We start from the raw sequence: 13,856 nt of genomic DNA, 5'->3' as shown, positions 1-13,856 counted from the left end.
AGCGCCGATGGTACTGCACGGGTGACTGTGTGGCAGAGTAGGACGTTGCGAGGTATTCTTGTAGAATACAAGATTTTTTAGTTAAAGATGTTGATTAATGGATCTTTAGCTCAGTTGGTTAGAGCAACCGGCTCATAACCGGTAGGTCTAGGGTTCGAGTCCCTGAAGGTCCACCATGGGGGTTTAGCTCAGTTGGGAGAGCACCTGCCTTGCACGCAGGGGGTCAAGGGTTCGAATCCCTTAATCTCCACCATTTAAAACTATGAACTAAGTTCATAGTTTATTTTTTTATGTAAAATTTAAATAAATATTTACGCATGTTTTACTTTTTTATGAAAATTATATTTGTATTTCATATTAAATGTTATTAACCTTCCATAAAATAATAGCAATAGATGAAAATTACAAGATTTATTTTTATACTGAAAAAATTTTAGGTATTTTATTTCCTATTCTCTACTATAATTTAATAGTTATAATTTTAGAAAGTTAATCCAAGATAAATATTTTCTTAAAATATTTATTAATAGATACTTAACTTTTATATTGAAAATATGAGTTAAGAAATCAGTAAAATAATGAATTTTATCAATTAGAATTTATATGCTATATTATATGATAAGGGAGGACGAATTATTATGCGTACAATTGTATGTAAAAAAGATGGCTGCAGTGGGAATGAATTTTATATAGCAACAGAAGAAGGTAAACTAAGATTAACATGTAAGGATTGTGGAAGTGTTTACTATTACGATATAAGTTGTTACGAATTTATAATGTTATCAAATTGTGAAGTTTGTAATAATGATACATTTAAGGTGTTTAACAATTTGGAGCAACAAAGTATTTATGCAAAATGCACTAAATGTGGGGCACCACCAGATAAAATATATATTGATGATGAAGGGATACAAGTAACATATGAAGCCAAATTATTGAATGATATAAAGCAGCTTATGAACAAAATTGATCAAAGAGTTTGTAATTTGGAATTGAAAATAGATGGATTAGAAAAAGGTCAAGAATTATTGGAAGAATCGCTTGCATATATAAATAGATATATGTCGGAATAAAAACAAATCAAGAAAGGTAAAAGATATGAATAACAAAAGGAAAGTTATTTATTGGAGTTTATTGATTGGTTGGATGATTTTTATATTTATAATGTCAAATCAGCCAGCTAAAATATCTGATTCACAGAGTTTTGGGGTATTAAATTTATTTAATAAGTTAGGCATAGATATAGAGGGCGTTTTTGGAGAGTTTGCAAATTTTGTTGTAAGAAAATGTGCTCATTTTATTGAATATATGATATTAGGATTATTCACGTTTAATGTATTAAGACTATATTATAAGTTAAAACAGGCTTCTATAATAACTATATTATGTATATTTATATATGCATGTTCCGATGAGATACATCAGTTATTTGTTATAGGAAGAGAAGGATCAATTAGAGATGTGCTTATTGATACTTGTGGCGGTATAGTTTTAGTTACAATGAGATTAATAATTCTCCAAATAAAAGAGTTTGATATAAAAAAAAAATTAAACAAATTGTTTATAGAAAATTCATCTTAAAGCTAATTGATTTACTTCGATTAGCTTTTTTCGATGTATAAGAAAAATATTGTATTTTTTTCAACATTATTAAAAAAAATATAGGTGGAAAATGTAAGATTATGAGTAACGAAAACAATATAAAGATAATAGAAAGTATGGTAAAATGTAGAAAGCAAAAGGAAAAATTTACATGAAGTATTAATTGTGGTGTGTTAAAAAATGGAGGCGAATATTATGGAGAGTTTTGCTAGTATAAGGAGGATTACGGAACCGTATTTATGTTCTAGCAATGATATTATAACTGAAGTTAATGATGAGTTTGTTAGTCTTACAGGTTTTAAAGTGGGTGAACTGGTAGGCAGATCAATTAGTGAAATTATAAATATGTTAAAATTTAATTTTCAATCTTACATTAATAATGAAAATAATATTAACAATAGCAAATATTCAGGATTCATATTTACAAAATTCTTGGAAGCGCGAGAAGTAAATATATCATTTACTTACGATAAAGAGAAAAACAGACAAAAGTATATATTTGTTGAAAAATTAAATTCTAGATTGGAAGAAAAATTTATTTTTCTAGATCAAATTTTTAAAGAGGGTATATGGAGTGTTGCTATTTATAGTGCATCTGATCTAAAATTGCTTAAAGCAAATAAATCCTATATTGCGCATATGAGGTCACCTTTTAATAAATATGAAAATGTTATAGGAAAATCTGTTATGGAAGTCTCAGAAGTAAATATACATGAAAAAATAGCGTCTATATATAAATCTCTTTGTGAAAAAAAGAAAACAATGTATATAAAAGAATTAAAAGTGAGAAATATTTTTAATAGAATAAGTTATTTGGATTTGACAATAACACCTATATTTGAAGAGAAAAGTGATATGAAATATATAATTGTAGTTAATAATGAAGTCACAGATAGGGTAATAAAAAATAGGAATATAGATAAACAAAAAAAGATCATAGAGAAACAAAAAGAAGAGTTAGAGAAAAAAAATTCACAGCTAAAAGTTATTCTTGAGAATTTATCTGAAGGAGTAATGCTTTCAGATAATGAGGGCAAAATTATTATGATAAATAAAGAGGCTAAAAGATTAACTTATCAAGATGAGAAATTTAATTTTTTATGCAAGCCGAATCCATATATTAAGTTCTTTGATATGCAAGGAAGAGAAATAAATTCAGAAAATATGCCTAGAACTAAAGCTTTAAAAGGTGAAATTGTAAAAAATGATAAAATTATGATTAGGAAATGTGGAAAGGAGTATTATATTGATAATAGCTCTATACCAATTTATGATGAAAATAATAAGTTGGATATGGTAATATGTTGCTTTCATGACATTACTGAGACTATACTACAATCTAAAAAAATTCAGGAGCAAAAGGAAGAATTAAATGCAATAATTGAAAATATAAATGAAGGAATTAGTATTTTTGATAGTAAAAGACGATATAAATTATTTAATAAAGCAGCGCGCGATATGTTTTTTTATGATAATAAATTTATAGATGAAGAATCAGAAATATATGATGCTAATGGAGAGAAAATTAATCTAGAAAATTATCCATCGAGAAGAGTTATTGCAGGAGAAAAGTTTGAGAATATGGATTTAACTGTAAGGTTTCCTGATAGAACCTTAAGAATAGATGCGAGTGGTATACCGATATATAATGAAAAGGGAGAATTTTTACTAGGAATAACATGCTTTAAAGATATGACAAATTATTATAATCAAGAAAAAATACTTAAAAGCAGAAATGAATTTTTAAATAGGTTTATATATAATCTAGAGATTCCAGTAATAGGGTTATCATATAATGAATTAGAAATTTTAAAAATAAATCAGAAAGCATTTGAGCTTTTGAGAAAAGTTATACCGCAAATTGCTTCAGTTACAAAGATAAAAGGTAAAAGAATTACAGATATAGTGCCTAATTTTAAGAAAAGTGAATATTATAAAAAGGTAAATGAAGTTATAATAACTAAAGAAACCAAATATTTAAGGAAAAATGAAATTATTATAAATGGAAAAGAAACTTACTATAAATTTATTTTTGAGCCTATTTTTGAAGTTAGTGGAGAACTTAAGGAAATATTAATCTTAATAATAGATATTACAGCTGAAGTAAAGTCTAATATGGTAATGGAAAAAACTTTAAGATTGCAAGAAGAATTTCTTGCCAATATATCTCATGAATTAAAAACTCCTCTAAATGTTATATTTGCAACTGCCCAATTAATTGATATGTATTGCGGTAATGGTGCATTAGAAGAAAAAAAAGACTGTATTATCAAATATATTGATTCAATAAAACAAAATTCATATAGATTATCAAAGCTTATTAATAATATAGTTGATTTATCTAAAATAGAAGCAGGTTTCTTTGAACTGAAACTATCAAACAAAAATATAGTTGAGGTAGTAGAAGAGATAGTTATGTCTGTAACTGATTTTATAAAAACCAAAGGGCTAAATATAATATTTGATACAAATACAGAAGAAAAAGTTATTGCTTGTGATGTAGAAAAGATTGAGAGAATAGTATTAAATCTTCTATCAAATGCGATAAAATTTTCTGATCAAGGTAATGAAATATTCGTTAATGTAAAAGATAATAGTGAGTATGTTGAAATATCAGTTAAGGATAATGGGATTGGAATTGAACCCAATGATATAAATAAAATATTTGATAGATTTAAACAAGTGGACAAGTCTTTATCAAGAAATTCAGAGGGAACAGGAATTGGATTAAGTTTGGTTAAGTCTTTTGTTGAATTGCATGGTGGAAATATAAGAGTTGAAAGCAAGTTTGGTAAGGGGAGTAATTTTATCTTTAATTTGCCTTCAAGAAATGTTTTAGAAAATGATAAGCTATGCGCAAGTAATATTAGAAATAAAAATGATATTATAAAAGTAGAATTTTCAGATGTTTATAAATAATTTTTATTAAAGAATGTTGTTATCATTAATCATATTTGAATTAAAAAATGGATAAAAATCATGCTTGTATCAGAGCAAAATAAGCGATATTAATATGGCATAAGAGATTTATGTTATTAACATACGAGAAGCTTTATGTGGTTAAGATAAGACGTAAAAAATATTTATACAAAAAGTGTTGTATTTATGGGAGAATGTGTTATAATAAAAATGTAAACGATATCTAAAAGATATATTTTTCAATTATGGTTAAACAAAAAAGAGATTATGAGGTAAAAAAAGAGCCGATGGCTCTTTTTTTATTTAACAAAATAAGATGTTATTTATATATCATTTGAATTTTTATTTAATAAATTAATAATATAAAATAACTTCAATTTCGACAAGATTAAATTTAGGTTTGAAGTTTTAAGGGTTGTATGTGTTGTAAAAACAAAATGAAAAAGTTTTATTGTCAATAAAAAAAAAACGAATTATTGAATCTAGGACAGGCTTTGACAATTTATTAGGGAGACATATGATAGTATAGTATTCAAAGGGAAAAAAATAATACCTTAAAGTTATAAAGGAGTTGAAAGTTTATGAATTTAGTTGATGAATATACAACTATCTATAAAGGCGAAGATGTTGAATATAGATATATATATAGGCTTATAAAAAAAGACTTCAAGGGAATAACTGCATATGGAATTGAAATTGAAAGAAAGGATTACGTTGGACTGTATAATATAAATTTAGAGAGGGAAAGTGTAGATGTGATTTCACCCCATATACATAAAGTGAAACAATTACTTATGAAACTTTATTCAAATCAAGTATCTCCATATCATTTGATTGATTTAATAGGAAATTATGCTGATGAATATGCTTATGAATTTGATAATGTAATAGAAGAAAAAGTTGTAAACTGATATAAAATAATAGTTAAAATTTTACGCTAACTTGTGGTAAGATATTACTAAGTGAGGCGATAAATTATGATTATTGGTATTGGAACAGATATAATAGAAATTGAGAGAATTGAGAAGGTGATAAATGGGAATGATACTTTTATTAAAAAATATTTTACTACCAATGAAATTAAATATTTTGAATCAAAAGGATTAAAAGGGAATGTAATAGCTGGAAATTTTGCTGCAAAGGAAGCAATTAGTAAGGCAATAGGAACTGGATTTAGGGGATTTGGGTTGAAGGATATTGAAGTTTTAAGAGATGATCTAGGAAAACCTATTGTAAATTTAAGTGATAAAGTTTATGAATTATTAGAGGTAAAACAATTTAATATACTTGTCAGCATTTCACATAGCAGAGGAAATGCAATAGCCTATGCAGTAATGGAGGAGATATAATGCTGGAAGTTTTAGCTGTTAGCCAATGTAAAGAAATGGATAAGAACAGTATTATAGAAATAGGAATACCTGGAATTATACTTATGGAGAATGCAGCACTAGGTATATTCAATAAAATTGTTCATAAAGGAGATTCATTTTTAATATTATGCGGAAAAGGCAATAATGGAGGCGATGCTTTAGCATTATGTAGGCATTTAATACTAGCAGGGAAAAAAGTTAGAGTTTATATTATTAGTTCGGATAAAAATTATACTTCGGATTTTCAAATTAATTTCAACATAGTAAAAAATTTAGTCAATGAAAAAGATATTTTGTTTATAAGATCAGAAAACGATTTAAATGAGCAAGTAGTTAAAGACTTACAAAATTATAATGTTATTATTGATGGGATTTTTGGAGTGGGTCTTAACAAAGATTTGACAGGTATATATAAAAAGACTATAGAATATATAAATTTATATGGAAAATTTATAGTATCTATTGATGTTCCATCTGGTTTGGATTGCAATTTGGGTCTTGAAAGAGGAATAGCAGTACATGCTGATGTTACATATACATTTGAAGTAGTTAAGAAGGGATTTTTAAACTACAAAGCAATTGATTGTATTGGTAGTTTAGAAATTATAAAAATAGGTATACCTGAACATGTAAAGAAAGCAAATTCAGGGAATGTTTATATTTTAGAAAAAAAAGAGTATAAAAAATTAATTCCTAAAAGAGAAGTATATGGTCACAAGGGGAATTACGGAAGAGCATTAATTGCAGCAGGAAGAAGAGGATTTTTAGGTGCTGCTTTTATTGCAACAGAATGCACAGTTAGAACAGGAGCGGGATTAACCACATTAATATGTGATAAAGAAGTTCAAAAGGGATTAGAAAATAGATTAATAGAAGCTATGACGTTAACTTGGGAAGATGATGTTATAAATCTTATAAAAAATGCTGATTCTATTGCTTTTGGTCCGGGAATTGGAACAGGAAATAGGCAAGAAAAGTTACTGGATAAAATTATCAATAATAGTAAATGTCCAATTGTGATTGATGCAGATGGCATAACTTTATTAGCTCAAAATAAGGCTTTATTAGATAATTTAAGAAACAGGGCAATTATTACTCCACATCCAGGAGAAATGGCGCGTTTTTTAGGTATAACTGTTGAAGAAGTGGAAGTAGATAGGATAAGAATAGCCAAAGAAGTAGCTAGTAAATATGGCATAATTGTTCTACTAAAAGGATATAATACTGTGATTTCAAATGGAAAAGAAGTATATATAAATCCAACTGGAAATAGTAAAATGGCATCAGGAGGTATGGGTGATGCATTGACAGGGATAATAAATGGATTCTTATCACAGGGGATTAATATAGAACAAGCAGCTCTTTTAGGGGCATATATTCATGGTGGAATAGGGGAAAGGTTAGGAGAGAATTATTACATAGTAAATGCAAGAGATATTATTAACGAATTGCCAAAAGAAATTAATAATATTTGTAGTTAGTCATAAAAATTCAAAGATTTTCATAAATACTAGTAAATGAGTAATAAATCTTTGGAGGAATATAAATTTGAATAAAAACTCACTAAATAAAAAATTAATGATGGGTGCGTTGATTTTTTGTCCTATAATTATAATTTTACTAATCATAGTATTTAGAAATACTGTTACCCCTTCTAATGAAAGCATAATTAACGATTTAAAGAATATAAAATACTATAGTTGTAAAGTAAATTATTTATTTAAAAATTCAAAATCAGAATTCGAGGAAGATACAATACAGTATTATAGCTTTAATAAAGGTTCTAGAATAGAATTTAACGATGGCAGGGTTAAAGTTTATAATGGAGGAGAGATCAAAGTAGAAGAGAGTGGAGAAGGCGAATATATACTTGATAAAGATATAGATATAATTTATCCACTGGCATTTATAGGTGATGCTTTGTCGAATACGGAAAATACTGAAGTTAAAGAAGTGAAAAATGAGTGGGATGACTCGATTTACTTAAAAATTGATATAACATATAATGTTAATAATAAGCATTTAAATAAGGCTGAGTTTTTTGTTGATAAAAATAAGGGGGTTCCAGTCTTATTAAGAATTTTAGATGGTAACAATAAAGAAAGAATAATAATAACTTATAAGGATTTCAAAAAAGAAAAAATTTTAAACGAGGATTTATTTTAGGAGAATTAGTTTATTAAAATTGAAATCAGGCCCACATTAACATTAAAAATGATATACTAGGTTAAAAATAGATTGCAAAGTACATACATAAGTTGTGAGAAAACTTATAATTAAAAAATGAGAGGTAAATAAATATCTATAAGATGGCAAATAAGTAATTTCAATCCTTTGACAGGTTGACATAAGTTGCAATATAATCATAGTTGAGAAAAACTTTTTTTACTGCTATGGAGGCGAAATTATGTCAGTAGTTAATCAAAATAATGCAAAAAATAATAAAGTTGATAAAATAAATAAAATTAAAAAAAGTAGTGGAATTATGGAGAGTTCGTTAATACAATATATTAGTGAAGGATTTTCAGCAGATTTTGAAGAGATGATGAAAAATGGATATCAAGAGATGGCAGAAATAAATTTAGAGTATTCTAGATTAGGTTTTGAGTATTTGTTAGATGATGTTAATGGGTATGAGGCATGGATTTGCGGAGTGTGATTAATTAAATATGGCAAACATTGTGGTAAAAAGAGGGGAAATTTTCTATGCGGATTTAAGTCCGGTTATAGGATCAGAACAGGGAGGTATAAGACCTGTTATAATTATACAAAACGATATTGGAAATAGATATAGTCCAACAGTTATTGTAGCAGCAATAACATCTCAAATAAATAAAGCTAAACTTCCTATTCATGTTGAAATTTCTTCAGAAGAGTATGGGTTGAATAGGGATTCGGTTGTATTGCTGGAACAAATAAGGACATTAGATAAGAGAAGGTTAAAAGAAAAAATTGGACATATGACTGATGCGGATATGAAAAAAGTTGATAAGGCATTATTAGTTAGTTTGAATTTAAATTAAATAATTAAAAATAATTTGTAGTAGTGTAAATAATAAATATTTATGCTACTCTTTTTTGCGTCTGAGTATATTATATGATAGTTAAAAAAAGAAAAAGTATACCTTATTTGGAAATGAGGTATACAGAATGCAACTTCTATGTTAGAATAAATATGTTAAAAATGAAACATACTATAAATGAGTAAATTAATACATAGGGGGTTCTATAATGAATAAGGAATGCAAACTTGAAGAAGTTTCAAAGTTAATTAGGAAAGATATAGTTTCTATGCTGACTGAATCAGCATCAGGTCATCCAGGAGGATCTTTATCTATAGCAGATATTATGGCAGTTCTATTCTTTAAAGAAATGAATATAAGTACGACTAATGACAAAGATCCTAATAGAGATAGATTTGTTTTGTCAAAAGGTCATGCAGCACCTGCATTATATAGTGCTTTAGCCAGAAAAGGATACTTTGAAGTAGAAGAATTGAAAACTTTAAGAAAAACTGGATCAAGATTACAAGGTCATCCTAATATGAATGACTTACCAGGAATTGATATGTCTACAGGATCGCTTGGACAAGGAATTTCTGCAGCTGTAGGAATGGCATTAGCAGGAAAACTTGATAAAAAGGATTATAGAGTTTATACAATTTTGGGAGATGGGGAACTTGAAGAAGGTCAAGTTTGGGAAGCAGCTATGTCAGCAGCCCACTATAAATTAGATAACTTAACTGCATTTATAGATAACAATGGACTACAAATAGATGGTAATATTGAAGATGTAATGAATCCAGGTCCAATAGATAAAAAATTCGAAGCTTTTGGATGGAATGTTTTAAAAATTAATGGGCATGATTATGATGAAATTATAGATGCAATTTCTAAAGCAAAAGAATTTAAAGGAAAACCAACTGCTATTATATGTAATACCGTAAAAGGAAAAGGTGTTTCATTTATGGAAAATCAAGCAGGATGGCATGGAACGGCTCCAAGTAAAGAACAATGTGAGCAAGCATTAAAGGAAATTGGAGGGGAAATCTAATGGGGAACAAAATAGCAACTAGAGAAGCTTATGGAAAGGCATTGACAAAACTTGCAGCAATAAATGAAAATGTAGTGGTATTAGATGCTGATTTATCAAAATCAACTAAAACAGCAGATTTTAAAGCTGTTGCACAGGAAAGATTTATTAATATGGGTATAGCAGAATCAAACATGATGGGAGTAGCAGCGGGACTTTCAACTTGCGGGAAAATTCCATTTGCAAGTACATTTGCAATGTTTGCAGCAGGAAGAGCTTTTGAACAAATCAGAAATTCAATTTGCTATCCTAAATTAAATGTTAAAATATGTGCTACTCATGCAGGATTAACTGTTGGAGAAGATGGAGCAACTCATCAATCAATCGAAGATATTTCATTAATGAGAAGCATTCCTAATATGGTAGTAATTAATCCATCAGATGCTATAGAAACAGAAGCAGCAATTTTTGCAGCAGCAGAATACAATGGACCATGTTATGTTAGATTAGGAAGATTAGCAGTAAGTGTTATAAATGATAATGATAACTACAAATTCGAAATTGGAAAAGGTGTAGCCTTGACAAATGGTACAGATGTTACTATAATAGCAACTGGAATGATGGTTGAACTTGCATTAGAAGCTAAAGATGAGCTAGCTAAAGATGGAATAAATGCGAGAGTAATAAATATTCATACAATAAAACCAATTGATAAAGAAATATTAATTAATGCAGCTAAAGAAACTGGAGCAATAGTTACTGTAGAGGAACATAGTATAATTGGTGGTTTAGGATCAGCAGTTGCTGAAGTAGTTTCAGAAGAGTACCCAGTTCCAGTATTAAAGGTTGGAATAAAAGATACTTTTGGTGAAAGTGGAAAACCAGATGAGTTATTAAAAGCTTATGGATTAACATCTGAATCAATAGTAGAGCATAGTAAAAAAGCTATTTCATTAAAGAGAAAGTAATTAAAAAGAGATAGATGTAAAACCAGTTTTGGTTTCATATAATAGAATACAATAAGGATACAGGATATATAGTTAAGAAATAGCTAAATATCCTGTATTTTTATTTTTAAACAGGTAAAAAATAAAAAATAAAATTATAAAGGGGAAGATAAAAATGGGTTTAGAAAAAATTAAAGAATATGCAATAATTACATTTGGAATAATTTTAGTAGCATTATCAGTAGAGTATTTTTATGCTCCTAATAATATTGCAGCTGGTGGAGTAACAGGAGCTGCGATAGTTATAAATGCAGTTATTCCTAGCTTATCAATTGGAATATTAACTTTAGTTTTAAATGTAGCTCTATTTGTAGTTGCATTTGTATTTATTGATGGAAAGTTTGGTGTGAAAACAATTTATGCAAGTTTAGGTTTATCTATAATAATATGGGTAATAGAAAAATTTTTTAATCCAATTGCACTTACTAATGATTTAATGATGGCAGCTATTTTTGGAACTTTAATTTCTGCAATTGGAATGGCATTTGTATTTAATGAAAATGCATCAACTGGAGGTACAGATATACTAGCTAAGATTTTAAATAAATTTTTTCATTTAGATATAGGAAAATCATTGCTTGTGGTTGATTTTGTAATAACTTTTGCAAGTATATTAATATTTGGAGTAAACGTAGGGTTATATGCTATACTAAGCGTAATATTGCTTGGAATAGCAGTGGATAGACTTATAGAAGGTTTAAATGTTTCTAAAAGTGTATTTATAATTAGTAAAAAGAATGATGAAATAAGTAAGTATATAATAAATACACTAGATAGAGGATGCACTTTTTTAAAGGGTATGGGAGCTTATACATGTCAAGAAAATGATGTGTTATATGCAGTTATTAGTAGAAATCAGTTTATAAAATTAAAGAAATTTATAAAAGAAATAGATCCTCAAGCTTTTATAACTGTTGGCGAAGTTCATGAAGTATTGGGAGAAGGGTTCAAAAATATAGATTAAATTTTGGAAGATTAATGATCATATGTCAATAATACCTTTGTATCTTAATAAAATTGTATAACATTATAAAGTATTCTTATGTTATAATTAAATTTGTAGGTTTTGCAATTTATTTGCAGGATATACACCTAAAATGAAAATTTTATGGGAAATTATATTGTGTATAGATAAAATTGAAGTTTTATCTTATTAAGACAGAGTATATTTTATAATAAAATATAAATTGATAAAATAGTGTGTATCTTATTAATTAGATTAAAAAAAAATAAGATCACAATTAATGATATTAGATGCCAGTTTTGAGTGCGGGTATACTAAAGCTTAGATAATATGAAAAGAACTAAGTATAAGAAAATGAAGGAGTGTTGGAATATGATCGAATTTAGAGGAATATCGAAAATTTATGATAATAATGTAAAAGCATTGTCAGATGTTAATGTAGAAATTGAAGCTGGAGAATTTGTGTTTTTAGTAGGACCAAGTGGATCCGGTAAATCTACATTTATAAAAATGATTTTAAAAGAAGTAGAGCCTACTAATGGGAAGGTGGTAGTAGGAGATAAGGATTTATCGACTATTACAAGAAAACAAGTTCCTTATTATAGAAGAAAGATAGGAATGGTATTTCAAGATTTTAGATTAATACCAAATCTCAATGTATATGAAAATGTTGCATTTGCAATGAGAGTTGTAGAGGCTTCACCAAAGGATATTAGAAGAAGGGTACCAATGGTATTATCATTAGTTGGTTTGTCTCATAAATATAAGATGTTTCCTAATGAATTATCAGGGGGAGAACAGCAAAGAGTTTCTTTAGCAAGAGCATTAGTAAATAATCCATCTGTATTAATAGCAGATGAACCAACTGGAAATCTAGATCCAGATACAGCTCGTGAAATAATGTCATTACTTGAAGATATAAATAAAGCTGGAACTACTATTTTAATGGCTACTCATGCAAAAGAAATTGTTGACTACATGAAAAAAAGAGTTATAGCCATTGAAAAAGGTGAAATTGTCAGAGATGAAAAGAGAGGTAAGTACGAAGATGAAAATTAATACTATAACACATTTTATTAAAGATGCATTTATAAGTTTAAAGAGAAATAGAACTATTAGTATTGCTTCAGTAATCACTGTTCTTATAACTTTCTTTGTTTTAGGAATTTTTTTACTTATTGCTGCTAATATTGACAAGGGAATAACTACTGTTCAAGACAAAGTCGAACTTAAAATTTATTTAAAAGATGATATAAAATTAATTGACCAAAGAGAAATTGAAATTAAGTTAAGAGAGTTTGATGGCGTTAAAGATGTAATATACCAAACAAAAGAAGAAGAATATAATAACATAAAATCGACTAATGAAGGATTAGTACAAGGATATACATTCGAAACAAATCCATTTCCAGCATCATTTACAGTAAAATTAGAAGCTCCTGAGTATGCTTCAGCTATAACTGAAGGCATAAAAGATTTTGAAGGTATTGATACAATTGGACAACAACAAGACTTAGTTGATAAGATTGTTAAAGTAGTAAATGGTATTAGGGCTGTTGGTATGGTTTTATTTGCTATATTAGTAGGGGTTTCTGTTTTCTTAATAATGAATACAACAAAGCTTACTGTATATTCAAGAAGAAGAGAAGTTGGAATTATGAAATTTGTAGGTGCAACTGACTGGTTTATTAGATGGCCATTTGTTATAGAAGGTATGGTTATAGGTGTGGTTGGAGCCGCTCTTTCATGTGTAGTATTGTATTTTGCATATAATGCCATAGTTAAATGGGCAACAAATCAGTTCTTATTCATAACTCTTGTGCCAACAGGCTATATTTTATCAACAATATCATGGGAATTTCTTATTGGTGGAATTGTAGTTGGTGGATTTGCAAGTATAATTGCTTTAAGAAAGTTCTTAGTAGTATAATTTTTGAAAGTAAGTGCAATATATTATAAAGA

14 protein-coding genes and 2 tRNA genes are annotated in these 13,856 nt (G+C 27.8%); all 16 read left to right on the top strand.

The genetic code is table 11. The annotated features are described in order from the left end of the window. The first annotated feature begins 99 nt into the window (after window positions 1-99). The 16 genes from GXK56_RS22375 to ftsX all read left to right on the top strand — a co-directional run bounded on the left by GXK56_RS22375 (window position 100) and on the right by ftsX (window position 13,824). Window positions 100-176: transfer RNA gene (locus GXK56_RS22375), tRNA-Ile, on the top strand. Between the two features lies 1 nt (window position 177). Further along, window positions 178-253 (top strand) — tRNA-Ala (locus GXK56_RS22370). A gap of 382 nt (window positions 254-635) precedes the next feature. Then, window positions 636-1,073, top strand: a complete 438-nt coding sequence (locus GXK56_RS22365) for a hypothetical protein (protein WP_160691614.1) — start codon at window positions 636-638, stop codon at window positions 1,071-1,073. A 25-nt stretch (window positions 1,074-1,098) separates the two neighbouring features. Next, window positions 1,099-1,581 (top strand): VanZ family protein, encoded by a 483-nt coding sequence (locus tag GXK56_RS22360; RefSeq protein ID WP_160691606.1) that lies wholly within the window; start codon window positions 1,099-1,101, stop codon window positions 1,579-1,581. A 216-nt stretch (window positions 1,582-1,797) separates the two neighbouring features. Further along, window positions 1,798-4,521: a PAS domain-containing sensor histidine kinase gene (locus GXK56_RS22355; protein ID WP_160691605.1), complete on the top strand. Its 2,724-nt coding sequence runs from the start codon at window positions 1,798-1,800 to the stop codon at window positions 4,519-4,521. A 581-nt stretch (window positions 4,522-5,102) separates the two neighbouring features. Beyond that, a complete protein-coding gene (locus tag GXK56_RS22350) occupies window positions 5,103-5,432 on the top strand; it encodes a DUF6514 family protein (protein WP_160691603.1) in 330 nt (109 codons plus the stop codon). Between the two features lie 66 nt (window positions 5,433-5,498). Then, a complete protein-coding gene (acpS, locus tag GXK56_RS22345; protein ID WP_160691601.1) occupies window positions 5,499-5,870 on the top strand; it encodes a holo-ACP synthase in 372 nt (123 codons plus the stop codon). Then, window positions 5,870-7,372 carry an NAD(P)H-hydrate dehydratase gene (locus tag GXK56_RS22340; RefSeq protein ID WP_160691599.1) on the top strand — a complete coding sequence of 501 codons (1,503 nt, stop codon included), beginning with the start codon at window positions 5,870-5,872 and terminating at the stop codon, window positions 7,370-7,372. Before acpS ends, GXK56_RS22340 begins: the two co-directional genes overlap by 1 nt. Window positions 7,373-7,433: 61 nt before the next feature. Beyond that, window positions 7,434-8,057 (top strand): germination lipoprotein GerS-related protein, encoded by a 624-nt coding sequence (locus GXK56_RS22335; RefSeq protein ID WP_160691612.1) that lies wholly within the window; start codon window positions 7,434-7,436, stop codon window positions 8,055-8,057. 241 nt (window positions 8,058-8,298) lie between these two features. Beyond that, a complete protein-coding gene (locus GXK56_RS22330) occupies window positions 8,299-8,550 on the top strand; it encodes a hypothetical protein (RefSeq protein ID WP_160691597.1) in 252 nt (83 codons plus the stop codon). Window positions 8,551-8,560: 10 nt separating this feature from the next. Next, window positions 8,561-8,914, top strand: a complete 354-nt coding sequence (locus tag GXK56_RS22325; protein ID WP_077846658.1) for a type II toxin-antitoxin system PemK/MazF family toxin — start codon at window positions 8,561-8,563, stop codon at window positions 8,912-8,914. Window positions 8,915-9,122: 208 nt separating this feature from the next. Continuing rightward, window positions 9,123-9,944 carry a transketolase gene (locus GXK56_RS22320; RefSeq protein WP_160691595.1) on the top strand — a complete coding sequence of 274 codons (822 nt, stop codon included), beginning with the start codon at window positions 9,123-9,125 and terminating at the stop codon, window positions 9,942-9,944. Next, window positions 9,944-10,891, top strand: a complete 948-nt coding sequence (locus tag GXK56_RS22315) for a transketolase family protein (protein ID WP_160691593.1) — start codon at window positions 9,944-9,946, stop codon at window positions 10,889-10,891. Before GXK56_RS22320 ends, GXK56_RS22315 begins: the two co-directional genes overlap by 1 nt. 154 nt (window positions 10,892-11,045) lie before the next feature. Next, a complete protein-coding gene (locus GXK56_RS22310; RefSeq protein ID WP_160691591.1) occupies window positions 11,046-11,894 on the top strand; it encodes a YitT family protein in 849 nt (282 codons plus the stop codon). A gap of 372 nt (window positions 11,895-12,266) precedes the next feature. Next, on the top strand, window positions 12,267-12,953 hold the full coding sequence (gene ftsE, locus GXK56_RS22305; RefSeq protein WP_160691589.1) for a cell division ATP-binding protein FtsE: 687 nt from the start codon (window positions 12,267-12,269) through the stop codon (window positions 12,951-12,953). Further along, window positions 12,943-13,824 carry a permease-like cell division protein FtsX gene (ftsX, locus tag GXK56_RS22300; protein ID WP_160691610.1) on the top strand — a complete coding sequence of 294 codons (882 nt, stop codon included), beginning with the start codon at window positions 12,943-12,945 and terminating at the stop codon, window positions 13,822-13,824. The genes ftsE and ftsX overlap by 11 nt, the downstream gene beginning before the upstream one ends. The last annotated feature ends 32 nt before the right edge of the window (window positions 13,825-13,856 follow it).

Source organism: Clostridium sp. C2-6-12 (genome assembly GCF_009928485.1).
Classification (GTDB): Bacteria; Bacillota; Clostridia; order Clostridiales; family Clostridiaceae; genus Clostridium.
The sequence above is the reverse complement of the archived record's forward strand: the minus strand, read 5'-3'. Positions and strand labels throughout refer to the sequence as shown.

What these genes read in the sequence shown, in the direction of transcription:
- GXK56_RS22360 (WP_160691606.1), top strand. Translation starts at nt 1,099, where the DNA reads ATGAATAACAAAAGGAAAGTTATTTATTGGAGTTTATTGATTGGTTGG.
- GXK56_RS22355 (WP_160691605.1), top strand. Translation starts at nt 1,798, where the DNA reads ATGGAGAGTTTTGCTAGTATAAGGAGGATTACGGAACCGTATTTATGT.
- GXK56_RS22350 (WP_160691603.1), top strand. Translation starts at nt 5,103, where the DNA reads ATGAATTTAGTTGATGAATATACAACTATCTATAAAGGCGAAGATGTT.
- acpS (WP_160691601.1), top strand. Translation starts at nt 5,499, where the DNA reads ATGATTATTGGTATTGGAACAGATATAATAGAAATTGAGAGAATTGAG.
- GXK56_RS22340 (WP_160691599.1), top strand. Translation starts at nt 5,870, where the DNA reads ATGCTGGAAGTTTTAGCTGTTAGCCAATGTAAAGAAATGGATAAGAAC.
- GXK56_RS22330 (WP_160691597.1), top strand. Translation starts at nt 8,299, where the DNA reads ATGTCAGTAGTTAATCAAAATAATGCAAAAAATAATAAAGTTGATAAA.
- GXK56_RS22325 (WP_077846658.1), top strand. Translation starts at nt 8,561, where the DNA reads ATGGCAAACATTGTGGTAAAAAGAGGGGAAATTTTCTATGCGGATTTA.
- GXK56_RS22320 (WP_160691595.1), top strand. Translation starts at nt 9,123, where the DNA reads ATGAATAAGGAATGCAAACTTGAAGAAGTTTCAAAGTTAATTAGGAAA.
- GXK56_RS22315 (WP_160691593.1), top strand. Translation starts at nt 9,944, where the DNA reads ATGGGGAACAAAATAGCAACTAGAGAAGCTTATGGAAAGGCATTGACA.
- GXK56_RS22310 (WP_160691591.1), top strand. Translation starts at nt 11,046, where the DNA reads ATGGGTTTAGAAAAAATTAAAGAATATGCAATAATTACATTTGGAATA.
- ftsE (WP_160691589.1), top strand. Translation starts at nt 12,267, where the DNA reads ATGATCGAATTTAGAGGAATATCGAAAATTTATGATAATAATGTAAAA.
- ftsX (WP_160691610.1), top strand. Translation starts at nt 12,943, where the DNA reads ATGAAAATTAATACTATAACACATTTTATTAAAGATGCATTTATAAGT.